This is a genomic window from Paenibacillus sp. FSL H8-0317 (assembly GCF_045040685.1).
In the GTDB taxonomy this organism is placed as follows: domain Bacteria; phylum Bacillota; class Bacilli; order Paenibacillales; family Paenibacillaceae; genus Paenibacillus.
Window position 1 is genome coordinate 1,800,813 of the sequence record NZ_CP150294.1, and the last position, 23,200, is coordinate 1,824,012.

At 44.9% G+C, this 23,200-nt stretch carries 28 protein-coding genes; 24 read left to right on the top strand and 4 right to left on the bottom strand.

Going from position 1 to position 23,200, the window contains the following annotated elements:
• Positions 1–26 precede the first annotated feature (26 nt).
• Entirely contained in the window at positions 27–1,010 is a 984-nt protein-coding gene (locus tag MHB43_RS08225) for a cation diffusion facilitator family transporter (protein ID WP_405131699.1), read from the bottom strand.
• 291 nt (positions 1,011–1,301) lie between these two features.
• On the opposite strand from MHB43_RS08225, the gene MHB43_RS08230 reads away from it, so the two are divergent.
• The 15 genes from MHB43_RS08230 to MHB43_RS08300 all read left to right on the top strand — a co-directional run bounded on the left by MHB43_RS08230 (position 1,302) and on the right by MHB43_RS08300 (position 14,288).
• Positions 1,302–1,979 carry a response regulator transcription factor gene (locus tag MHB43_RS08230; RefSeq protein WP_405131700.1) on the top strand — a complete coding sequence of 226 codons (678 nt, stop codon included), beginning with the start codon at positions 1,302–1,304 and terminating at the stop codon, positions 1,977–1,979.
• Positions 1,976–3,352, top strand: a complete 1,377-nt coding sequence (locus tag MHB43_RS08235; RefSeq protein WP_405131701.1) for an ATP-binding protein — start codon at positions 1,976–1,978, stop codon at positions 3,350–3,352. The genes MHB43_RS08230 and MHB43_RS08235 overlap by 4 nt, the downstream gene beginning before the upstream one ends.
• 67 nt (positions 3,353–3,419) lie before the next feature.
• A complete protein-coding gene (locus MHB43_RS08240) occupies positions 3,420–4,550 on the top strand; it encodes an ABC transporter permease (RefSeq protein WP_405131702.1) in 1,131 nt (376 codons plus the stop codon).
• Complete coding sequence (locus tag MHB43_RS08245) at positions 4,547–5,224, top strand: ABC transporter ATP-binding protein (RefSeq protein ID WP_405131703.1); 678 nt, start codon at positions 4,547–4,549, stop codon at positions 5,222–5,224. Before MHB43_RS08240 ends, MHB43_RS08245 begins: the two co-directional genes overlap by 4 nt.
• Before the next feature lie 164 nt (positions 5,225–5,388).
• Entirely contained in the window at positions 5,389–5,925 is a 537-nt protein-coding gene (locus MHB43_RS08250) for an NUDIX hydrolase (RefSeq protein ID WP_405131704.1), read from the top strand.
• Positions 5,926–6,011: 86 nt separating this feature from the next.
• Positions 6,012–6,605 carry a DUF4304 domain-containing protein gene (locus MHB43_RS08255; RefSeq protein WP_405131705.1) on the top strand — a complete coding sequence of 198 codons (594 nt, stop codon included), beginning with the start codon at positions 6,012–6,014 and terminating at the stop codon, positions 6,603–6,605.
• Positions 6,606–6,647: 42 nt separating this feature from the next.
• Positions 6,648–7,655 carry a phosphotransferase gene (locus MHB43_RS08260; RefSeq protein ID WP_405131706.1) on the top strand — a complete coding sequence of 336 codons (1,008 nt, stop codon included), beginning with the start codon at positions 6,648–6,650 and terminating at the stop codon, positions 7,653–7,655.
• Positions 7,656–7,674: 19 nt separating this feature from the next.
• The gene (locus tag MHB43_RS08265) at positions 7,675–7,968 is read left to right on the top strand and encodes an RNA polymerase alpha subunit C-terminal domain-containing protein (protein ID WP_036610457.1); all 294 of its coding nucleotides are present in this window, start codon (positions 7,675–7,677) and stop codon (positions 7,966–7,968) included.
• 282 nt (positions 7,969–8,250) lie between these two features.
• Positions 8,251–8,757 (top strand): DUF2569 domain-containing protein, encoded by a 507-nt coding sequence (locus MHB43_RS08270; protein WP_036610454.1) that lies wholly within the window; start codon positions 8,251–8,253, stop codon positions 8,755–8,757.
• A gap of 80 nt (positions 8,758–8,837) precedes the next feature.
• Positions 8,838–9,359, top strand: a complete 522-nt coding sequence (locus MHB43_RS08275) for a hypothetical protein (RefSeq protein ID WP_405131707.1) — start codon at positions 8,838–8,840, stop codon at positions 9,357–9,359.
• Between the two features lie 129 nt (positions 9,360–9,488).
• A complete protein-coding gene (locus MHB43_RS08280) occupies positions 9,489–10,145 on the top strand; it encodes a pyridoxal 5'-phosphate synthase (RefSeq protein ID WP_405131708.1) in 657 nt (218 codons plus the stop codon).
• Between the two features lie 81 nt (positions 10,146–10,226).
• A complete protein-coding gene (locus MHB43_RS08285; protein WP_405131709.1) occupies positions 10,227–10,796 on the top strand; it encodes a GNAT family N-acetyltransferase in 570 nt (189 codons plus the stop codon).
• 231 nt (positions 10,797–11,027) lie between these two features.
• Positions 11,028–11,984 carry a radical SAM protein gene (locus tag MHB43_RS08290; protein ID WP_405131710.1) on the top strand — a complete coding sequence of 319 codons (957 nt, stop codon included), beginning with the start codon at positions 11,028–11,030 and terminating at the stop codon, positions 11,982–11,984.
• A gap of 280 nt (positions 11,985–12,264) precedes the next feature.
• Entirely contained in the window at positions 12,265–13,278 is a 1,014-nt protein-coding gene (locus MHB43_RS08295; RefSeq protein WP_405131711.1) for a phosphodiester glycosidase family protein, read from the top strand.
• Positions 13,275–14,288 carry a GtrA family protein gene (locus tag MHB43_RS08300; protein ID WP_405131712.1) on the top strand — a complete coding sequence of 338 codons (1,014 nt, stop codon included), beginning with the start codon at positions 13,275–13,277 and terminating at the stop codon, positions 14,286–14,288. The genes MHB43_RS08295 and MHB43_RS08300 overlap by 4 nt, the downstream gene beginning before the upstream one ends.
• Before the next feature lie 155 nt (positions 14,289–14,443).
• Here MHB43_RS08300 and MHB43_RS08305 read toward each other — a convergent pair whose 3' ends face one another.
• The 3 genes from MHB43_RS08305 to MHB43_RS08315 are packed head-to-tail and all read right to left on the bottom strand — an operon-like array spanning position 14,444 to position 17,316.
• Positions 14,444–15,898, bottom strand: coding sequence for a PTS transporter subunit EIIC (locus MHB43_RS08305; RefSeq protein ID WP_405131713.1), 1,455 nt, complete (start codon positions 15,896–15,898; stop codon positions 14,444–14,446).
• 30 nt (positions 15,899–15,928) lie between these two features.
• Positions 15,929–16,435, bottom strand: a complete 507-nt coding sequence (locus MHB43_RS08310; RefSeq protein ID WP_405131714.1) for a PTS glucose transporter subunit IIA — start codon at positions 16,433–16,435, stop codon at positions 15,929–15,931.
• Positions 16,432–17,316: a PRD domain-containing protein gene (locus MHB43_RS08315; protein ID WP_405131715.1), complete on the bottom strand. Its 885-nt coding sequence runs from the start codon at positions 17,314–17,316 to the stop codon at positions 16,432–16,434. Before MHB43_RS08315 ends, MHB43_RS08310 begins: the two co-directional genes overlap by 4 nt.
• A 296-nt stretch (positions 17,317–17,612) precedes the next feature.
• On the opposite strand from MHB43_RS08315, the gene MHB43_RS08320 reads away from it, so the two are divergent.
• From MHB43_RS08320 to MHB43_RS08360, 9 genes are all read left to right on the top strand, one after another.
• A complete protein-coding gene (locus tag MHB43_RS08320) occupies positions 17,613–18,323 on the top strand; it encodes an AAA family ATPase (protein ID WP_405131716.1) in 711 nt (236 codons plus the stop codon).
• 52 nt (positions 18,324–18,375) lie between these two features.
• Positions 18,376–18,870 (top strand): isochorismatase family protein, encoded by a 495-nt coding sequence (locus MHB43_RS08325; protein WP_339183243.1) that lies wholly within the window; start codon positions 18,376–18,378, stop codon positions 18,868–18,870.
• Between the two features lie 480 nt (positions 18,871–19,350).
• Positions 19,351–19,878, top strand: a complete 528-nt coding sequence (locus MHB43_RS08330) for a GNAT family N-acetyltransferase (RefSeq protein WP_339183245.1) — start codon at positions 19,351–19,353, stop codon at positions 19,876–19,878.
• Positions 19,879–19,895: 17 nt separating this feature from the next.
• Complete coding sequence (locus tag MHB43_RS08335) at positions 19,896–20,312, top strand: hypothetical protein (RefSeq protein ID WP_405131717.1); 417 nt, start codon at positions 19,896–19,898, stop codon at positions 20,310–20,312.
• 151 nt (positions 20,313–20,463) lie between these two features.
• Positions 20,464–20,946 carry a hypothetical protein gene (locus MHB43_RS08340; RefSeq protein WP_405131718.1) on the top strand — a complete coding sequence of 161 codons (483 nt, stop codon included), beginning with the start codon at positions 20,464–20,466 and terminating at the stop codon, positions 20,944–20,946.
• Positions 20,947–21,017: 71 nt separating this feature from the next.
• Positions 21,018–21,482, top strand: coding sequence for an NUDIX domain-containing protein (locus tag MHB43_RS08345; RefSeq protein WP_339183250.1), 465 nt, complete (start codon positions 21,018–21,020; stop codon positions 21,480–21,482).
• Between the two features lie 40 nt (positions 21,483–21,522).
• Positions 21,523–21,903, top strand: coding sequence for a hypothetical protein (locus MHB43_RS08350; RefSeq protein ID WP_405131719.1), 381 nt, complete (start codon positions 21,523–21,525; stop codon positions 21,901–21,903).
• Positions 21,904–21,953: 50 nt separating this feature from the next.
• Positions 21,954–22,628 carry a hypothetical protein gene (locus tag MHB43_RS08355; RefSeq protein WP_405131720.1) on the top strand — a complete coding sequence of 225 codons (675 nt, stop codon included), beginning with the start codon at positions 21,954–21,956 and terminating at the stop codon, positions 22,626–22,628.
• 109 nt (positions 22,629–22,737) lie between these two features.
• On the top strand, positions 22,738–23,190 hold the full coding sequence (locus MHB43_RS08360; protein WP_405131721.1) for a hypothetical protein: 453 nt from the start codon (positions 22,738–22,740) through the stop codon (positions 23,188–23,190).
• Positions 23,191–23,200 lie beyond the last annotated feature (10 nt).

The window sequence follows — 23,200 nt, forward strand, 5'->3', positions numbered from 1 at the left end:
TGTTATAACTATATTTTGTACTCATCTCAATGGTGATGATGTGCATGAGCATCTGGTGCGTCACCTTTGACCGTACATAATACCGAGGTATCATGCAGATGTTTTTCGGATTCCACTTGGAGCGTCACATGTTTGATTTCTTTATGCTCCAGCATATGTTCAATCTTCTGAACCAGGATCTCGGATGCATAGACATCCATCGTTCCATCCACCACGATATGAGCGGTCAGCGCATTCAGGTTACTGGTAATGGACCAGACATGCACATCATGAACGCCTTTGACGCCATCGACTTGTTTGATGGTCTGCACCAGTTCATTCACATCGACATTGGCTGGAGTGCCTTCCATTAAAATATGCAGGGATGATTTGGTGACATAGAAACCACTTCGTAATACCAACGCCGCGACAATTACACTCGCTAGTGGATCGGCCCAACCCCAGCCAAAGAACATCATGAGCAGTGCTGCCGCAATGGCCCCAACCGATCCCAGCATGTCGCTGATGACATGGAGATAAGCCCCGCGCATATTCAGGTTATTCTCTGTATCACTACCTCGCATCATGATCCAGGCCACCAGAATATTGATGAGCAATCCAATGACGCTGATGATTAACATGCCTACGGTTGCGACTTCTGGCGGGTTGATAAAACGCCCAATCGCTTCGTAGAAAATGTAGAGTGCAATGGCGATTAACGTAATTCCGTTTAACGTAGCGGCCAAAATTTCAAATCTTCTGTAGCCGTAGGTTTTGCCGGTATTTACCGCTTTTTCACCAAAGGTGAACGCCAGCAAAGCGATCCCGAGCGCAATGGAATCGGACAACATATGACCTGCATCCGAGATAAGCGCGAGACTGTTGGTGATGAATCCACCAATGGCTTCAACGATCATATAGATGGTAATAATAATGAAGGAAAACAACAGGACTTTCTTGTTATTGGTGGTGTGAGCGTGGTCGTGTCCATGATCGTGCCCTTGGTTATGATTTTGATGATGTCCAGACATATAAATCCTCTCCTTTGGAGCGAAGCTCCGTTATGTAATATGATTTCTAGTGTGGAATATAGATGATTCTTGGCAATGTGTGATCATCTACAAATGAATATATGAGCGTTCGTTCATATGTTATGGATTTATTATAGTTCTGCCTCTTAGTAGTGTCAACCAGATTTAAGAAAATATAAACATGTCCAGGGTGTCTCCATGCATGTGCTGGCGAATAAGATTGCTTTTATGCTACCATCTGTGCAGGATCAAAGTGAGATATACTCGCTACATAGAAGGGCGGACAACGATATGAAACATCTGCTGCTGGCAGACGATGATGCCAATATTCGAGCACTCCTGCGGCATGTCATGACTAAGGAAGGGTATCGGGTCCATGAAGCGCAGGATGGATTGGCAGCGGTCAAACTGATGCAAGAAACGCCGATCGATCTGGCGATCCTCGATGTGATGATGCCCGGCATGGACGGACTGGAGTTATGTGATTACATTCGGCAGCACTACGATATTCCAATTATGTTGCTGACGGCACGAGATCAGCTATCTGACAAGAGAGATGGTTATTTGAAAGGAACAGATGAATATGTGACCAAGCCATTTGAACCGGAAGAACTGGTCTACCGGGTAAAGGCGTTATTTCGTCGGTACCATCGCACATCCAGCGATATCATCCGTATGAACCGGATCGTCATTGACCGAAACAATGTGGAGGTTACCGATGGGCAATCCATTCTCTTTTTGCCAATGAAAGAATTTGAATTACTTTCACAGCTGGCCCAGTTTCCGGGCCGTTTGTTCTCGCGGGATGAACTCATTCGGCTCGTCTGGGGAGCAGATTACGAAGGAGATGACCGTACCGTTGATGTACATATCAAGCGATTGCGTGATCGGTTTACCGATTATACGGACGATTTCGTTATTCAGACTGTCCGGGGGATTGGTTACAAGATGGAGGTGAAAACGCCTTGAGGACCTTGTATGTCCGGGTATTCCTCATTACGATTGGAGTGATTATGGTCAGTGGCATATTGGGTTTTCTTATGTCGAATCTCTACTATCATACGAAGCTCAAGGATTTCAATGACGAGAAGCTGGTAGGTATCGCGACGCAAATGAAGCGATTTGTGGAACAGCAACCCGGCACGATGGAGGATTATCTGAACAATGCCGCCGCACTCGGGTATGAAATCTATGTGACGGATGGAAAAGGCAGCGACCGATTCTATGGCCGCGAATTCCGTGAGAAAGATCTGGACAAGCAAGCTGTAGAACTGGTGCTGAATGGTGAGGTATACCATGGAGTCGCCCAGTTTCCAAGCAAACCGTTTATTACCGGGTTCTTCGATAATCAATTAAGCAATACCGTGGGTGTTCATCTGCAGCTGGGCAATGCGAATTATGCCCTCTTTATGCGCCCTGATGTAATACTGCAATTTGGTGAACTTCGTATATTTTTCGCGCTGATTGGAGCATTGACGGTGGGTATTAGTATCCTGATCTTTCTGATCAGTACCCGCTATCTGGTTAGTCCCATTGAACGTCTGTCCGAGGCAACCAAGCGGATTGCGCAAGGAAAATATAATCTGAAATTGCCTACCGCAAGGCGGGATGAGATTGGACAATTAGCCCAGCATTTCATGACCATGAGTCGTGAATTGGAGAGGATAGATCAGGCACGGCAGCAGTTTGTATCGAACGTATCCCATGAGATTCAATCGCCGCTGACCTCGATTCAGGGGTTTGCCCAATTGGTGGCGGATCGGGATCTGCCTGAACAGGAACGGGAGCGCTATGCATCGATCATTGAGGAGGAGAGTCGCCATCTCTCCTTGCTCAGCAAACAACTGCTTCTCCTGTCCTCCCTTGAACAAGGTAACGAAGATCTGTCCAAAGTAAAGTTCTCTTTGCGAGATCAATTCAGGCAAGCGGTTCAGGTGCTGCAATGGCAACTCGAAGAAAAAGAACTTCTGCTTCGGATATCGGTGCCCGAATCCATTCAGCTGGTTGGCAATGAAGTGCTGCTCATGCAAGTTTGGATGAATCTACTGGGCAATGCGGTGAACCATCTACCACAGGGAAGAAGCATCGAGATTCACGCGGAGCAGACAGATAACCAGTGTGTGATTCAGATTCGGGATACAGGAGACGGGATTGCTGCGGAGCATCTGCCTTTCCTGTTCGATCGATTCTATCGGGTGGACCGTGCGCGTGAACGTTCTTCCGGACGAACCGGGCTTGGACTTGCCATTGTGCAGAAAATTATCCGAATTCATGACGGTACAATCGAGGTTTCCAGTTCGCCTGAGGGTACGGTCTTCACCGTGACACTTCCACAGATGTAATCTGTTATTCATTTGCCGTTCATTTTCGCCTCCTATACTTGGGTTATCAAGAGGGAGGTCACAGAACATGTACTTGGCTATTCGGGAAATGAGGTATGCCAAAGGGCGGTATGCCTTAATTGCTACAATCATGGTACTGGTTTCATTTCTGGTACTATTTGTTACAGGTCTTGCACAGGGGCTGGCGTATGATAACGCAGCTTCGATCAAAAATATGGCAGCAACCCACTTTGTACTGGAGCAGGATTCGAATCATCGGTTTACCCGGTCACAAGTGGATCAGAATCAGCTTGATCAAGCACGCTCGGTGGTAGGGCAAGAGAACGCTGAGCCACTCGGTGTGAAAATGACAACCGTCAGTCCAACCGGCGACACGAAAAAGATCGATGTCACGCTGTTCATGGTGAACCCGGAAGGTTGGCTTGCTCCAACGGTGACCGAAGGGTCTCCGATTACGGATCAGACGAACGGGCAGGTTGTGGTGGACCATAAGCTGTCTGAATCTGGTGTCACAATTGGCACCGTCTTGGTCGATCAAGCTTCGGGAGCGGAGTGGACCGTTGGTGGATTTGTACAAAATGAATCATTCAGTCACTCCCCAGTAGTGTTCTTGAATGAACAGGAATGGCTTACGCTTCAAGGAGGTTCACGAACTTCGCAAGGTTCAGCAGACACCAATGCCAATGCTCCGATATACAATGCTATTGCGATTAAGGATGGGGGCGATCAGGTAGACCGCCTGAGTGCTGCAATGCCTAATATGGAAGTCATCACAAAGTCGGATGCCGTATCGGCCATTCCTGGATATAAGGAAGAGCAGGGATCGTTGCTCATGATGATCGCTTTTCTATATGTCATCTCGGCGTTTGTACTTGCGGTATTCTTCTATGTCATCACGATTCAGAAAACGAGTCAGTTCGGGATATTAAAAGCCATCGGAACACGGAATGGTTATCTGGCGGGTAGTGTTTCGTTACAAGTATTAGTTCTGTCGGTTGGCAGTCTGGTCATTAGCGTACTGTTGGTTCGACTGTTCGAGTCCATTCTACCAGCATCGATGCCGTTTCAATTAGGCTTGTCCACCCTCGCACTGACCTGTGTATTATTCATACTCATGTCTGTGGCGGGTTCGTTATTCTCGGTGTGGAAGGTTACCAAAATTGATGCACTTGATGCGATTGGGAGGACAGCAGCATGAGAAACCGATTGGTATTGCAGGGAATTACACAGACCTTTGAAGATGGCGGCAGCAAACGCACGATTCTGGACAAACTGGACCTTGAGGTTGCCGAAGGGGAACTTGTGGCCGTAATGGGGCCTTCCGGCTCGGGTAAAAGTACATTCCTGTCCATTGCTGGCGCACTTCTTGAACCTACGGAGGGGCAGGTTCTACTGGATGGGGCCTCAATTATGGGTAAAGGCAAACAGGAAATATCCGATATGCGGCTTCAGCAGCTAGGCTTTATTTTTCAAAGTGCCAACCTCATTCCGTATCTGAAAGTAGAAGAACAACTGATGGTGGTCGCAAAGCTCGCCGGAACGGATAAAAATAAGGCGGAGAAGCGAGTGGATGAGCTGCTGGATACGGTGGGGTTGACCCATCGGAGGAAGGCATATGCAGAGAAGCTGTCTGGCGGAGAACGTCAGCGGGTCGCCATTGCACGGGCGTTGATGAACGATCCGGCTGTCCTACTCGCGGATGAACCAACAGCCAGTCTGGATGCGGAACGTGGGCTGGATATTGTAGGCATGATTGCACGGCTCGTGAAAGAGCAGGGCAAGAGTGCAGTGATGGTTACGCATGATGAGCGGATTTTGCCGCTCTGTAGCCGGGTTCTTTTTTTGGAAAATGGGAAACTGGTGCAGCATTAGAAGGAGAATGGTCTGAGAGTCTGGAGAGAACACTGATTCAAGGCTTAAGGGCAGAGAGCGTAAGAAGAGGGTCACGTATTCCCCGGTGGGAAGGTGGCCTTCTTTCTGTGTTTTCGACTATAATTGGAAGAATAGAGGAATTAGATAGAGAGGATCGGGTGCGGATGAGTAGCTTGAGTGCGGAACTATTTCCGGCGCTGAGTACGTCAATTCATTGGGGAATTATTGAGGCGGAGTTTAGATTAAACGAGATCGTGGATGAAAAGCTGGTGAGTAATATTAGCATCATTCCGTTTGTCGGGGATCAATGTGTTATCTTCCAACTGGATAATGGAGCCTGGGAGCTGCCCGGGGGGACGCTTGAAGCAGGTGAGCATTATATGGATGGACTGAAGCGTGAACTGATGGAGGAACTTGGGGCAGAAATGCGGTCCTATCAGATCTTTGGTCAATTCTATTGCACATCCAGTGCTTTGGAACCGTATCGACCGCATATCCCGCATCCCCATTTTGTACGAATCATCGGATATGGAGATGTTGAACTTGTCGGTGATCCGCTGAATCCGGAAGATGGCGAGCAGGTGGTTGCAGTTGAAGTAGTAGAGATTGATGAGGCGATCCGAAGATTCCAGGAACAGAACAGGCATGACATTGCAGAAATGTACAAACTGGCTCATATGCTACGAGAAGAAGCTAAATAGTATTTTTATAAATTAGAACAAGCATGATTCTGGACAAAAAAGGGTAACAACGTTTTGAATAAACTTTGCCTTGGGAGTGATATCTAATGCAGGAACTTTTTAAGAAGATCATCAATACAGAAGTCAAACCCGTATTTGCTAAACACGGCTATTCCAAGAAAAATCTGAATTTCTACAAAGCGGATGGAAACCTCGCATATAAGTTCAACATTCAAAGAGCAAAGTATAACACCAGTAGTCAAGTCCAGTTTTATGTTAATTGTGGTGTTCATTCCACCGAGCTTGCGGAGTTGCATTCCGTTGGATTGAATGGAGACATATTGGAGCTCGTATCTCATTTAACCTGCCGAATCAGAGAAATAGCCCCTGCCGCTCCGGCCCACTATACCTTAACGCCTGATATCGATCCAGACGCTTTATCGAAAGAACTGGTGTCACATTTGGAAGAGGGAATGTCATTCCTACACTCGCTAACAGGGGCCAAAGATATAGTCCATTATTATATGGACAAGACAGCGCTATATTTAAGCGAAGTAACCTTCCGCTTCCTGCTAAAAGCCGGCAATACGGAAGAAGCCAAGCATTATTTACAGCAACTGCACGCCAAATACGGAGCCGAAAAGCGCTGGACGATATTAGAAAAGAAATATGCAGCCGTTTTTGCTGAGTACGGAATGTAAGCTTTGCTCAAGACAAATAGCCAAAATGAAAGGGGATAACATATGAACGATACTCAATATAATTTAAATTTTGAGAAACTGTGTAATGAATTACAGCTTGGTGATTTGATTAGTTCGCCCAAACCGATTTCAGGTGGACTTCTTCATCGAATGTACGCCATTGAAACCATGCAAGCTAATTATGCAGTTAAGGCATTGAATCCCCAGATCATGATAAGACCTGCTGCTGTGCAAAATTATATTGATTCAGAAAAAATCGCAAGCGTGGCAGCTGAACATATCCATGCTCAACCTGCAAAAAGGTTAAAGGGTGCTTCTATGCATAACATTGATAATCAATTCTATCTAATTTTTGATTGGATTGAGGGGCAACGCTTGGAACAAGATGAAGTTACTATCAATAACAGTTCTCTGATGGGAACGATCCTTGCAGATATCCATAAAACGGATTTTAGACAACTAGAATTGGATAGTTCACAGGCGACTAATTCTAAAAAAATAGATTGGATGTTTTATCTGAACAAAGGAAGAAATGAGTATTCGGAATGGATTAAGATTTTGGATTCCAATATGGATAAGCTGAATGAGTGGAGCATGAAAGCTAAGAATTCATCTTCAATGCTAGCATCCAATAATGTTATTAGTCACAGAGATCTGGAACCTAAGAATGTGATGTGGAGACAAGACATACCTATTATTATAGATTGGGAATCGGCAGGTTATATTAATCCGATGCATGATCTGGTAGAAACAGCTGTGTATTGGTCAGTAGATAGCGCTGGAAGTATAAACGAGGAAAAGTTCTTAGCTTTTATAGGTGGATATAAGAAGCGAGTGGGAAGTCTAACAGCCAATTGGGAAGTGGTTCTGGATATTGGTTTTGCTGGAAAGTTGGACTGGCTTGAGTATAGTCTTAAACGGTCACTGTGGATTGAATGTACGGACATAGAGGAACAGTTAGTAGGAACATCCCAAGTCATTAGGACTTTAGAGGCTTTGAAACAATACGAAAATATGATCTCAGATATAAAGAACTGGTTGAATACTTAATCCAGGAGGGGATGCCCACATGGCAAACGATAAAGGAACACTCAGAACATGCGAACAAGGACATTTGTATTATAAAAAAAGTGATTGCCCAACCTGTCCGACGTGCGAAGCTGAACGTAAACCGACAGAGGGATTTCTAGCCTTATTGTCAGCTCCCGCCAGACGGGCCTTGGAGAATGAAGGCATCACAACACTACTGCAACTTGCGGAGTACACTGAGAAAGAGATCCTGAAACTTCACGGAATCGGGCCATCTGCCATGCCCAAACTGCGAAGCGCTTTGGAAGAAGAGGGATTGTCTTTTAAGAAATAACCCTCATTACTCCTTTCCTTTAATCCACAACGGAAGTAATCTCCTTCATCGTTACCTGATAAAACAAGTAACCTGTGCCTTGACACTCGTAGTACAATAAGGAAGTTGTGTAAAATTCTATATGAGAGGAGGACGGAGAGATCGCTATAAGGAGAGTGTGAAAATACATACAACGGACGTGAAGTAAAGGGATAGAAGCACCCGTAGATTCGATTTGCATTATTACTATTACGAGGAAGACTCATCTCAGAAAAACAAAACTACATAAGGAAGTGTTACGAGGTGGAACCACATATTGAAGAGCAAAAAACAGACTACCGTCCACTAGGTGTGTCGGGATTGGGTGGTTGGCTGATTCTCATCCAGATTGGATTATTTGTTACGGTAATTCTACTTGCAGTGCAATTATTTCAGCAGATAATACCCACATTCACAACTGAGACTTGGGAAATGCTAACTTCCAAACAATCAGACTATTATCACCCATTATGGGGTCCAGTACTTATTTTTGAGATGGTGTACAATACGCTGTTTTTATTATTCAGTGTATATACAATTTTTGTGTTTTATAGCAAGAAAGCAATATTACCCCGTCTGATGATCATCTTCTATGGTCTCAGTCTGATTGTAGGTATTATTGATTACCTATTATTGCTCCAGATTCCGTTAGCAAAAGAATTGGAAGATGGAAGCTCGATCAGAGAAATTGCTAAATCTGTCATCACTTGTGCCATTTGGATTCCTTATTTTATCAAATCCGAGCGAGTTCATAACACATTTGTAAGATAAATGGTAAGCAGGAAATGCCCGATCTTGGATAGAAGCTATCTGAGGTCGGGTTTATTTGATACATATTAAGGAGATGACACATGGGGTTTAGGATGGAATACGGAGACACCAATTTTATTGCATTAGTCAACGCGGATCAATACAAGACGTACGTAAGTGAAGACGGGGAGCTGGATATGCTGTTAAACCATTTTGTTCAGGAGATGCAGATTGGAAACATATTAGTTCTCCAAATGACTAATGAAGGTGTTGAGCATTCATGGACAACGGAGTTTACTTTTGAAAATAATATAGACGTTGAAAGCTGCTATAGAAGAGCTAAAGGATACATCCAGGTTACTGATAATCAGTTATATCTGGTGGACTACACCTGTCTGACCATGGCAGCTCAATTTGAAGATTGTATCGTACCAGACGATAATTGCGCCAGATATAGAATTGAGTTACAAAACGGAACGTATCAGGTAGAGATCATTCAGTATTATAATCCAGATATTGGAGAGTACGTTGGAATAAAGGAAGCAGAACTTATTATGGATTTTAAGAAAGTAACTGAGCTTGGAAAAAATGAGGATAAAGTGATCTGGTGCAGTTATATGTAGATGGAATGGGTGAACCACGGATGCTCTTGAGTATTTATTTTGAAGAAGACAATGATCTGCTTACATGGGAAGCGGAGAGTAAAGGATAAAAATAAACGAATAGATTAAAGAGAAGATGGAGGCGATGACATGAGCGATAAACCCATTGAACTGTTGCAACGTTTAAAATCTTTATCCGGCCCATTTCCAACGTGGGATATGGGGCAGTTGCCGGAGCGGCCAGGGAAGCTATTCTTGGATTGGTTGAGAGTGGCGGTTGAGAACGAAGTGAAAGAACCTCATGCTATGACGATCTCGACCGTGGATCAAGATGGTTATCCTGATGCGAGAGTATTGATTTTGAAAAACGTAATTGACGAAACGTTTTATTTTGCCTCCAGTTCGGAGAGCCGAAAAGGGCAGCAGTTGAAGGAGAACCCTCATGTGGCTCTGACATTCTACTGGCCTTCACTTGGAAGACAGATTCGGATAAGGGGAATTGCGGAGGATCGGGGAGATGAAGCGGGCGCTGATGATTTCCGCAAACGTTCAGCTGGAGCAAGAGCAGTTGCTATGACAGGGCATCAGAGTGAGGTTTTGGATAGCGAGGAAGTGCTGGATATTTCCATTGAAGCTCAGAAGGAAAAGATAAGACGTGACCCCAGTGTTGTTACACCTCATTGGCGTCTATATGCCGTGAATGCACAAGAGGTGGAGTTTTGGCAGGGAGATTCGGAGCGCAAGCATGTACGAGTCCAATATGTGATGCAAGATGGGCAGTGGAAGTCACTCAGATTGTGGCCTTAATTTTAGAACAGATGAGTCAGGCAATATGAAGCGAGCTGCTGTGTGTTTCTTTTTCCTAATAATCTGAGGGAGGATAAATCTATGAAAACGATTGAAAGTTTCTTCGAACCATTTCCCATGTTGGAAACCGAACGGACGTTACTCCGACCTCTTACCTATGATGATCTGGAGGATATGTACAGTTACTGCGTTGTACCTGCTGTATCGGAGTTCACGACCTGGGACGCGCATCAGAGCAAAGAAGACACCAAAGCTTTTTTAGATTTTGTCATGAGTCGCTATGAGACGGATCTAATAGGCCCGTGGGGGATTGAAGATAAAGACACCAAGAGGCTGATTGGTAGTTGTAACTATCTAGGGTGTGACAGCGATAACAGGAGAGTTGAACTGGGATATGTGTTATCTGATCAATTTTGGAATCAGGGCTACATGACCGAGGTAGTGAAACGAATCATCCAATTTGGATTTGATGAAGTGGGGCTCGAGCGAATCCAGGCCAGATGTATAGTGGAAAACACAGGTTCTGCCAAGGTCATGGAGAAGGCAGGCATGCAATTCGAAGGTGTGCTGAGGAAATACATGAAGGTAAAAAATGAGCTTCAGGATCTGAAGATGTATGCTATCGTAAAAGAAGACTTCTACTCGTGTTAAATAAAGAACGTGTTATTGAAAAGTCGTGGTCAAGGTATCGTATTTTATATTGTCTAATTCAATAATCATATGCCAAGCTTTGGTCCATTCCCGATCATTAAGGAAATGGTTTTTATTTTTGTTTTCAGCAAGCAACGTACATAATGTCATATCTTGAACCTGGTGCCTTCCGCTATAATCTTCAAGTTATTAAAACATGGATTGAATGAAGGAACCAGGAGGTACAACGAATTGACGACCAAAAACAGATATAAATCACTCGAACTGGAAACACCCGGCGTATATGAGCTGGAAGGGCTTGAGGTGGGAGTGACATCGAACTGCAATTATAAATGCGACTATTGCTGCGCCTACAATCGGGATGATGGAGCGTGTATCAATAGTCAGGAAGTCATCCGTATTATTAGTGAGCTTCCTCGTCTCAAGAGAGTGCGATTGTCAGGGGGAGAAGTTACTCTGAAATATCAGGATTGCCTGGAGATTGTGACGTACTGTGCGGCACATGGCATCGATACACAATTGAACAGTAATGCCAGTCTGCTGACTGAAGAACGAATCATCGCGTTGCGTGATGCAGGCTTGTCCAACATTCATATCTCGTTCAATTATACGGATGCGGAGTCGTATGCTACTTACTACCACGTGCATCCTCGCATGTATGAGAGACTGGAGCAGAATATCCATATGTGTACGGAAGCTGGTCTGGAGACGGTGCTGGAAACGTTACTGTTTGAAGGTAACCAAGCAAACATGCAGGCCATTAGCGATAAGGTGTATGATCTGGGTGTGCGCATCCATGAGATCCAGAACAGTATTAAGATGCCGCATACCGACTGGACCCAGATTGTATCCAAAGAGTCCCTTGTTCGATCTGTTACGGAATTAATTAAACATAAAAAGCCAGATACAACGCTCTATTTCACCTGTATGGATCGGTTCGCTGAACAGTTGAATTTGCGCGAACAACTTGGTGTGTATTTCTCTAATTGTGTGGATGGCACGAAACAGCTGCACCTGCACGGCAACGGGGATATTATCATCTGTGAATTATGCCATCCTGTGGTGATTGGCAACATCTATACTGGAACGTCTTTGAAGGATATATACGCTCAGCAGCCACAGGCGTTAACAGAATTCCTGGAGAAGCGGCCTTGTCCCGCATACGATGCTCTTTTTGCAGATGCATAACAAAAAGACCTGTTGAAGATATGTGTGTTGAATAAGATATGCACTTAGACCTTTAGGGTTCTATAGATTAAAAATCAAGGTGATCTGATTTCCTTAATGGGAAAACGGATGGCCTTTTTTGATTGAACTATTCAGTTACACAATAACAGCGATTGGAAGGTTGTTCTGTCATCGTAGTGTCAGTGTAATAATCTTTAGTCCAATTCGTGTGGTTTCAGATTCATTTAAGCTACCCGGCCTAATATGGCCTTAAGAACTTAGATGAAGAGGTGAGCTTCACATGATGAAGATTGATGAGAAACCAACCCGGAAAGAACCACATAAACGACCGATCTCTCCACGAAAGCGCAGATGGCTCATCATCACATTTGTCATCGTGCTTGTGGTAGGTGGAATCCTGTACAGCCTGGCTGACCGTTACCTGATCCGGCATGTGCAGGTGGTTGTAGCAGATGAGAACACGCCAACGGCAACAACGGACACCTACAATGATTCCAACAATACTTCGACCACCGCAACTGAGGTGAATGCAACGTCAGATGATTGGAATTACTCGAGTGATGATATGAAAGTCAATATTGAAAAGGTACAGACGGGTTCTGACTCGGATCAGATTACGTATTATGTCGCCGATGTTCAGCTAACGGATGCAAGCAGCCTGCGAACCGCGCTGGCGGACAACAGCTTTGGAACGAACATTACCGAAAATACGTCAGAGATTGCCGCAGCCAACAATGCGATCTTTGCCATTAACGGTGATTATTACGGATTCCGCGACGATGGTGTCATTATCCGAAATGGAACACTGTACCGAGACAGCCCCACGCGGGATGCACTTGCCCTGTTCAACGACGGTACGATGAAAACATATAACGAGAACGAGATTTCTTCCTCGGAACTGCTGGCCGAAGGTGCAACCGATACACTATCTTTTGGGCCCATTCTGATTCAGGATGGCGAGATTGTCAGTGATTTTAGCAGTGTGAAAATCGATAATAACTTCGGTAATCGTTCCATTCAAGACGCAAATCCAAGAACAGCGATCGGCATGATTGCTCCGAATCATTATGTCTTTGTGGTGGTGGACGGACGGCAGGACAACAGCCGCGGCATGACTCTGGCAGAACTGGCGGATGTCATGAAAGGCCTCGGAGCAACCGGGGCTTACAATCTAGACGGCGGCGGTTCATCCACGATGTATTTTATGGGCAGAGTTATCAATAACCCGCTGGGGCGTAACCAGGAACGTGGCGTAAGTGACATTTTATATCTGACGGAGGGACAAGGGTCATGACGATATTAATTCCATCATATGAACCCGATGTGCGTTTACTGAATCTCGTTCTGCAACTGCAAACATTTAAACTTGGACCCATTGTGATTGTGGATGATGGCAGTGGGCCCGGTTACCGTGGGATTTTTGAAACGGCAGAAGCCTACGGCTGTACAGTCCTGACACATCCCGTCAATTTGGGCAAGGGAAGGGCCTTGAAGACTGGCTTTCAGTATATTAAGGAGTATGGATCTCAGGGTGGTGTGGTGTGCGCAGATAGTGACGGACAGCATCTGCCACATGATATTAAGCGTATCTTCGAAGTGCTGCTCGCACAAACGACACCAGGAATTGTACTCGGTAGCCGTCGCTTCAGCGGGAAAATCCCAGCACGTAGCCGTTTTGGCAACACAGTCACCCGGGCGGTCTTTTCCCTCACAACAGGTACCAAAGTATATGACACACAGACGGGTCTACGCGGTTTTCCTTACTCCATGCTGGATTGGCTGAACCAGATTCCCGGGGATCGGTTTGAATACGAGATGAACATGCTGCTAACGTCACACAAGGAAGGGTATGAGATTACGGAGGAGTTTATCGATACGGTGTATCTGGATCACAATGAGTCCTCCCATTTCCGCCCGTTGGTTGATTCGTTCCGGATCTATATGCCAATCCTGATGTTCAGCACATCCTCGGTGCTGTCCGCTCTGATTGATTTTGGACTACTATTCGTCATCCAGTATTTCACGCATAATCTGTTTCTGTCGGTTGTCGCAGCAAGGCTGTGCAGCTCCATCTTCAACTATACGATTAATCGGAAGTACGTATTTTCCGCTGGACGAACCTCTAAGGTTCGGCAGTCTTTGCCCAAATATTTCTCACTTGTCCTACTGGTGCTGTTATTAAACTACGGTTTATTGTATTTTTATAATGAAAAACTGATTATTCCGCTGCTCGCAGCTAAGCTACTGACCGAGGTATCCATCTTCCTGTTCAGCTATTGGGCACAGCGCAGATTTGTCTATTAACCCTGAAGAGAGAGAGTAAGCCTATGGCTTGCTCTCTTTTTTCAATCCAAACCGTTTCAAACGAATACCTGCGCTTCTTGGTTAACAAAAAAGGTCGAGAACAGGGGGAAGCATACCCTTGTTCTCGGCCTTTTAAACTCACAGTAGAACGAGCGTTACATCAGCTTCTTAATCTCATCCTTGAGGATTTCGGACTGGGTGCCGAAGATGACCTGCACAGCTCCACCACCGAGTCTCATGACACCGGAAGCGCCAAGCTGTTTGAGCGCCTGATCGTTAACGGCTTTGTCGTCCCTGACAACTAGCCGGAGGCGAGTGATGCAGGCGTCAATGCTCTCGATATTATCTGTTCCCCCGATCTCGGCGAGCACTTTGCCAGCCTTGGTGTCGGCAGACGCTGCCACGGCTGAAGTATTAGTGGGGGTATCGGCATCATAAGCGTCATCCTCGCGCCCCGGCGTTTTCAGGTTGAACTTGATAATCATGAACCGGAACAGGAAATAATAGACGACCGCAAATGCGAGTCCGACCGGGATCATGAGCAGCGGATTGGTCGACAGCTTCATGTTCACGAGGTAATCGATCAGACCTGCAGAGAAGGCGAAGCCCAGCTTAACATTCAGCAGGTACATGATCAGGGCCGCCGCACCGGTAAGAATAGCGTGCACCACATATAGCAGAGGCGCCGCGAACATGAAAGAGAATTCGAGCGGCTCGGTAATACCCGTTAAGAACGAAGCCACCGCTGCGCCGATAAAGATTGAAGCGACCATTTTGCGCTTTTCAGGCCGGGCTGTATGAATCAAGGCTAGCGCCGCTGCCGGAAGAGCGAACATCATAATTGGGAAGAAGCCAGACATGAACATGCCTGCTGTAGGATCTCCGTTGAAGAAGCGGGTTAGGTCGCCGTGCACGACTTCCCCGGCTGCATTGGTATAATCTCCGATCTGAAACCAGGCGATGGAGTTGAGGACATGATGCAGACCGAGCGGGATGAGTAGGCGGTTGGCGATCATAAACACCATGGAGCCAACGCCGCCGAAACCTACAATCCAGGCGCCGAAAGCGCCGATGGCATCCTGAATCGGGCTCCAGACCATGCCGAACAGGATGGCCAACACCAGCATGGAGCCGGCGGTGACCATCGGAACAAAGCGTTTGCCGGAGAAGAAGCCGAGCCAGTCAGGAAGCTTGATATTATGGTATTTTTTATACATATAGGCTGCAAGCAGTCCGGCAAATATCCCGCCCAATACGCCCATATCCAGCTTGACATCGTCAGGAATATAACCGAATACACCTGGAACGGCTCCTAGAATCCGCGTCAGCACCATATAAGCGATCAGGGCGGAAAGCGCGGCGACCGCATCCCCCGCCAGTCCGATTGCCACCCCAATGGCAAAGATGAGCGCAAGGTTGCCGAAGATCGCCCCCGCTCCTTCATTCAGGAATGGAACTACATACTGATTAAGGAATCCCCCGATCACGGGACCGAGCGGAATGTCCTTTTCATAATTTAGAAGACCGAGGCCTTGAAGAATACCTGCCGCAGGCAGGGTTGCTACAGGAAGCATCAGGGATTTTCCCAGCTTTTGCAGTGATTTCAGCATATTGTTCTTCCTTTCTTTTTTTGATTTAGGTTATTTGGACAAGCTGACTTTCATGATAGTTCCCATGCCTGCTTCTACGCTGCCATACTCTGGGTGCGACTCCCACGGTTGTTCAGCCGCATTTGCAACGATGACAGGGGTGATGACCGGATAACCGGCCGAAGCGATCGCATTCGGGTCAAATTCAATTAGAGTCTGACCGATAGTGACCTGATCCCCGGTCTGCACTTGGGGGGTGAAGCCCTGTCCTTTCAGGCTGACAGTATTCATACCGATATGCAGCAGCAGCTGCAGCCCGGAAGCATGTTCAATCATTACGGCATGGTGCGATTTGATCAGGTGTACCACAGTGCCGTCGATAGGGGCGACCAGCCTGCCCTCCTGGGGAATCATTGCGACTCCCGGTCCCATAAGTCCTTGCGCGAACGCTTCGTCAGGCACTTCTTCCAAACTGACGCAGGTTCCGGTGAATGGGGAGGCGACGGATATTGTTTCAGATGTTTTGGCAGATTTGTTGTTTTTCCATTTCCAGATCATTGTGTGTTGTCCTTTCTGTTATTGGTTTTGGCATGGGTTTGAAAAAGCCGGTATAAATGCATTGCGAGAAAAGCTGTTTCTTCCTCGGGCACTTCTGTACCCAAATCCTCGGCCATTACAGCGCTCAGTTTTCTGGCTAGCTGGTATTCGGACATATATTCATTTTTCACATATTGTGCGAAGGTGGGGGCCGTCATCGGCTGCTGATACAGGCGTTCCATGGAGAAGCGCAGGTGTATCATGAGTCTTGCCTGGCTAAGGCTGCCCTGATCAAAGCGAACGCCACCCTCCTTTTCAATAATCGACTGAAGCTTGCTGATCACATTGGATACCTTAACCAACTGTCCGACAGGGACGTGATTTACGGAGGAGTACACATGGTATGTCAGGAACCCCGCCTCATCCTCCGGTATCTCTACGCCAAAAGCCTCTCCGATCATGGCCGCCGCTTCCGAGGCGATTTCGAACTCTTTCGGAAAACTGAGCTTTGTCTCCGTAAGGAAAGGATTCAGAATCTCCATCCCGTTGCGGATACGATATAAAGTGAACTGAATATGACTCGGAAGAGCAAGATAGATCTTGTCATTCAGCTTGCCGGGAAACTGATCAGCGATGAGACGGATAATTCGGTCAGAGATGTCGATGACATTGGGGTCCAAGTCCCTCATCAGCTCCTGAGCTTGCCCCCATTCCTCCCGGTCTTCCAGCCGGAACCTTTTCTCAATCCGCGGATCATCGGACTGCACGGTGCTTTCCACTTTGAACGCAAATCCCAACCCTTTGCCAATCAATACATACTCCTTGCTATTCTGGTGCGACCGGGCCAGAACAATATTGCTGCCGACGACCCGCTCCACCTGCAGAATCATTCCTTTACTCACGGTTCACCGCCTCCTCGTTTCTAAAGTTAACGCTTTCATGCCTCAGGAACGCAAAAAGAGCCAAGAAGCGAGTATAGTCTCATGTTCGCTTCTTGGCTCATGCCCTCTGGGGTGGTAACACGCCAATTCATTTTATGTTTTCATCAGAACGTTCTTCCTACATAATATATAAGCTGATCTGCCACCGTCAACTATAATTTTGTCATCCAACTGTTCGTCGTTTAATATAGGGAATGTGTAAACGAAAAGGTACTGCCGTAGATGGAGCCAAATCTAACATGAATAGGAGTATGCCTATGTATCTTCGAAGTGTGGAACTCATGTCGGCCAAGATCGAGAATGGGGACCAATATCCTTTTGACATCCCCGCGATCCGATCCTTGGAACGATTGGAGCTCACGAATAACGTTACTTTTTTTGTAGGTGAAAATGGTTCAGGGAAATCTACGCTGCTGGAAGGCATCGCTCATCAATGTGGATTCAATACCGCAGGGGGCGGCAGGAATAATACCTATGAGACACATGCTTCGGAATCCTCGCTCGGGAATTATCTCAGGCTGGCCTGGTTGCCCAAAATAACGAATGGTTTCTTCATGCGCTCTGAATCGTTCTATCAATTCGCATCACATGTCGATGAGATGCCGGCGTCGCTTCAATACTATGGCGGGCGTTCATTACATGAACAATCACATGGGGAGTCTTTTCTCAGTCTGTTCGTCAATCGCTTCAGTTCCAAAGGCATCTATCTGCTCGACGAGCCCGAAGCCGCATTGTCCCCAGCAAGGCAGCTCTCTTTATTGCGTATCCTTCATGATCTTTCAGGTACTTCGCAATTCATTATTGCGACGCATTCACCCATTTTGCTGGGATATCCGGGAGCAGAGATTTTAAGTTTTGACGATAACCATATTCAAGAGGTAGTCTATGAGGAGACCGATCACTATCAGATTACCCGCAGCTTTCTGGAGAACCGCGACCGGATGCTGAATGAATTATTTAAAGACTAAATGAGATTGTGATACCAAGATTATAACTACATTTTGTATGAGGAGAGATAGGATGAAAGTAGGTTTGCTGATTGTTGATATGCAGGAGAGTATTGTGCGAAAAAAGATGGACCAGACTTCGATAGACCATGCTTGCGAGTACATTAACCATGTAGCTAACGTGCTGCGCTTGAATGATCATGTGGTCGTTCACGTGCAGGATGTGGAGGGCATGGAGGAGACACCACCGGAAGAATATCGTATTATTTCTGAGGTAGATGTGAATGAGAAGGATATCACAGTTACCAAGGAAGCTTCCAATGCTTTCTGGCAAACTGATCTGGAGCAGGTGTTGAAGAGTCATGGAATTGAATTGGTGATCATTGCCGGGTTTGCCGCAGAGGAATGTGTTCTATTCACCTACAACGGAGCGATGGAGCGAGGTTTCCGCCCGGTGATGTTGCAAAACGGAATTCTTAGCACAAATCCCGAAGCGGTGATTTCAACGTACAGAGATCGCAATGTGATCTCATATCCTGTGGTTGATTATCTATATAAGTTCAACTAAAGAGGTTTACACTGAGCACTCCAATGACAGAACAACCTTCCGATCGCTGTTATCCCCAGATTTTTTTGATTCCTTAAAGGGGAAATCCGGTGATAGCGTATGCTTCCGATGCAGCTTTCTTTCAGAAAGCTTTCAGGCGAACGCTCCGCTTCTTCAGGTTATTTCTGTCCTCTCCGTTTTTGTGTAAAAAGTTTAGTTGAACCTACATAATTCAATAATTATTAGCTAAGTGCTAATGGATATTTGGTGAAAAGTGAAAATAAGACTAATAATCGGACTCTGTATGGAGTCTTTTTTTTTTGCACAAATGTACACTTCCACTACGACAGTTAAGGTTACACCATGGTTTAAATCAAACTTTGCCTATATCTGCTGTGGTTGAAACGATATATTGAGATCAGGTTACAGCAAGTGCGCTATATACATTGGTAAGGTCTTGTATGGATCACTAACTAACTGATTAACTAAGGGAGATGTGCAATGAAGATGAACGTACAAATCACGAGTATTTTGGCAGAACAGAAGGAACTGTTCCTCAACCTGTATAACTTGTATTTATATGACCTGTCCGAATTTTCGAGTGAGGATCTGCTAGAAGCGGGCACATATGATCCAACGAACACCTATCTATATCTGGAACGCGATGAATTACATCCGTTTTTGATTCAGTATGAAGGAAAGGTTATTGGATTCGTACTGGTGTGCTCACCTCCATATGTGCCGGAAGGTGTGGATTATACCGTGCAAGAGCTGTTCCTGGTCAAAAAATATCGCGGACAGGGGCTGGCAGCACAAGCGGTTGACTTGGTTTTTGCTCAATTTGAGGGTATATTCAAAGTGGAACAGCTTGCTAATAATGCGGCAGCAGTTTCATTCTGGAAAAAATATTATGAGCAGCATCAGATTGAATATACTGAGTCTGAATATAACATTGAGATTGACAACATCGCTGGCAGCCACCGAATTTTGTCTCAGACTTTGTGCGTGAAAGAGAGAAATAATATTTAAATTAGAAGGTGATTAGTATGTTCATTATCTTAGTAACCAAGGGGAGTACGAAGTGGGTCTCAGGTGTATTTCAGGCAGAAGAGGTAGCTAGAAAGTATATGGATCTCATACCTGATGAGCTTAAGGTGTACCAGGAATTGATTCAGATCGAGAACATCATCACATATCCTTTTTATATTATAGAGCGTCAGGATTCTCCATTTAGGTTTCTTGGTAAAGATGAAGTGATTTCACTTTTTGATCATACGGATGTGTCAGAGGATGAAGATAAGGTGCACTTCAATATCTACACGATTGATTCAGATTATAGACCGAAGAAACCAGGTACAGATTATATGGGTATATTGCGGCATGCTCATGTGACCAATGACGTTATAGAGAAGTACCGAGAAGAAGGAACATCATTTCTGAATAACGAAGATTTTTTAATATAACGAATGTATTATCAAGATTTTATTTGCTTCTCCTGAGTTAGGAGGTGGATAGGATCTTTTTCAATTTCCATTTACCAATACATGGGTTATGATGAATTAAGAGGATTGAACAGATATTGAAGCATGGGTAAGTGTAACGGAGGTGCGGGTGTTGCCGAAGCATCATTTTGTTATCGAAAACAAATCGCAAGTAGACGGGAATATTCATACCTCCTACTCATGGGATTCAAAAGGGAGAATACATCGAAGTGGATTAACCACAGAGAATCATGCGACCTTGGAAGACGAATTCATTGCGTACATCTATGATTCCCTTTGCTGGTTGGATACATGGAATCCATCTACCTGTATGAGATGTAGTGGACTGAACAACTATGGAATAACCGTTATTGAAGAGCAGGATGCTTTGTTGAAGTTTCATCAACTGATTCGAGCCTGGATGGATCTATTTAGCCATGTGACGGATCCGATCGTTCTTACAGGGAATTACAGCATTGCTGGAGGCGAACAGAAGGGCTACTACGAGAAACTCGTATACAACAAAGTCGAATTAATCAACGAATTAAACAAGCTTGCGAACATGGCAAAGTACGCTGAGGTAAATGGGAAATGCATTGTGCATTTTGGGATATAAATCAATAGAGAAGTTTCCTGATAAAAATTATGATCTGTTGAGAAGCAACCTAACAGAAAGGAGCAAGAGTAATGACTAGTCGTATTGTAGTTACGGGTGGAGCTATTATTCGAGATCATATGGGGAGGGTTCTGCTGCAAAAGAGATCAGATTATGGAGATTGGGGGTTACCCGGTGGAGGTATGGAGCCAGGTGAACGAATTGAAGAAACCATGATTAGAGAAGTGAAAGAGGAAACAGGGCTTGAGGTGAGTTCTTATGAATTGGCCTCCATATACACGGGCGAGAGGATGCACTATACGTATCCGGATGGAAATGAAGTAGTATTTGTAATGTTTTTATTTGACGTTATTGCGGAGTTGGAAGGAAAACTCTGTGATGATCAGGTAACTCTTTTATTTGAAGATGAACAAAAGGAGTCATTACAGCTTGTTTTTAAAAGTCTGGATGAGATTGATATTTCCACAATTAACAATGTGCAGAAGCCTATATTTGTAGACTTGAAGCAAGGAGAGTCTAAATTACTACGCAAGTGACAGCATTAATAGAATGGCTCAAATTGAATAGAGGTAGATCATGATGAAAAACATGGACTTAATTCAACCTTTTATTCCAGCATTTTCTGTTCAAAATTTGGAGTGGGTTGCTGGGTTGAATCTGTATATAAAACAAGACAAATATTATGAAAATATTTCGATAGCAGATATTACATTTTTAATGAAATTCTCCAATGTTACATATGAATTACTTTTTAGATTCACTAATATTGAAAATTTTCATTATAATCCTGATGGTGTTTTAGTTAAGATAATTGGGTTTAATATTAAAGATTTAAAAGATCACGGATATCATCCGATGAAATATTTCGTTGAGGACTACGAGGACGGAATATTAGGATTTTATTGTGAGGATATTGAATTGATACATGTACAAGAGAGTGAGCACTTAGCTTTGTAAATCATAGAACATCATGTTTGAGCCTTTTAATAAAGAAAGGAGTTTTTATATTGCCTTGGCCGATGGTTCATTTTGCAATTGCATCCGAATTGATATCCAAGCCATCCCCTGAGTTGTTACTGGGAAGCCTCGCTCCTGATTCCATTCACGTAAGAACTAATCTTCGTACTGAGAAGGCAAAAACCCACCTCATGCCAGAGGCAGGAAGGTTCGCAACAGACGAAGAACTTAAAGGATTTTTTGAGTCCAATAAGAAGTTAGCTTATAGGGATCCCAAATTCATGCAATATCTGTGCGGATACATCGCCCATATCTATACGGATCGCGTGTGGACTTTCGATATTTATCCTGCATATGAAGTCCACCCCAATGGAAGAAGCGTGTATACACAGGATGTCACGAAGTTAGAGTTTATGTTTCTACGAAATTTGAACGGGGCCCATGAATGGTTAAGTGAGCTGAACGTGGGAAAAGCATTTGAGATAGGGGGATTGCTGGAATCTGAGGTGTATCAGTATAGGGAAGAGAAACTTGAGTTTTTAGCTAATCCTGACAACCAACCCTTGGGTGACTTAAATATTTTATCCATGGAAGCTATGGACAAGTTCATACATACAACAGGATTAGCGCTAAAACAATTGTATACAGAATGGAATGTGTATAAAGATTTAAGTAGCGATGAAGGTACTGCACAAATTCGTTCGCAAGTTGCATCCGGAGATTAATGAGATTATTTTAGCTGTAAATGAAGGAAATATCTCGGCACAGCATTTATATCTGAAAGTGGGTCTCCAGTTAATCTTGCATCATAGAGTAGCATAAAGGAGGATGACTATGGACATCGTTATGACGCTTGAGCCACACGGATGGATGGATATTACGATCCAACCTAATCAAGGAGAACAGATTAAGATTCCGGTTTCTTTTTTGTCGGATGCGGTTGATGAGGTGGCACGCCATATCGTTGCATTGCACAAAGGAGCAGCTGAGGTAACCATGACCATGCAGACCGAACCTGGAGAATATCGATTCTGGATCAAGAAACGTTCACAGGTAATCGTTCAATTTATGGTGTATGAGATGAGTGATAACTTTAGCACGGAAGCCGTTACAGAGGGCCGTTTACTTATGTCCGAGGAGTTAACTTTGATCAAGTTGACCAAGCTGTTCTACAGAGAACTAAGCAAATTGAAGGAAATGGGACTGAAGGAATATCACAAACGGTGGAGTTTTGATTTTCCTCTGGATGCCTATGAGCGGATAGGAAGGGTTGTCCAGATCCGATGAAATCGATTGT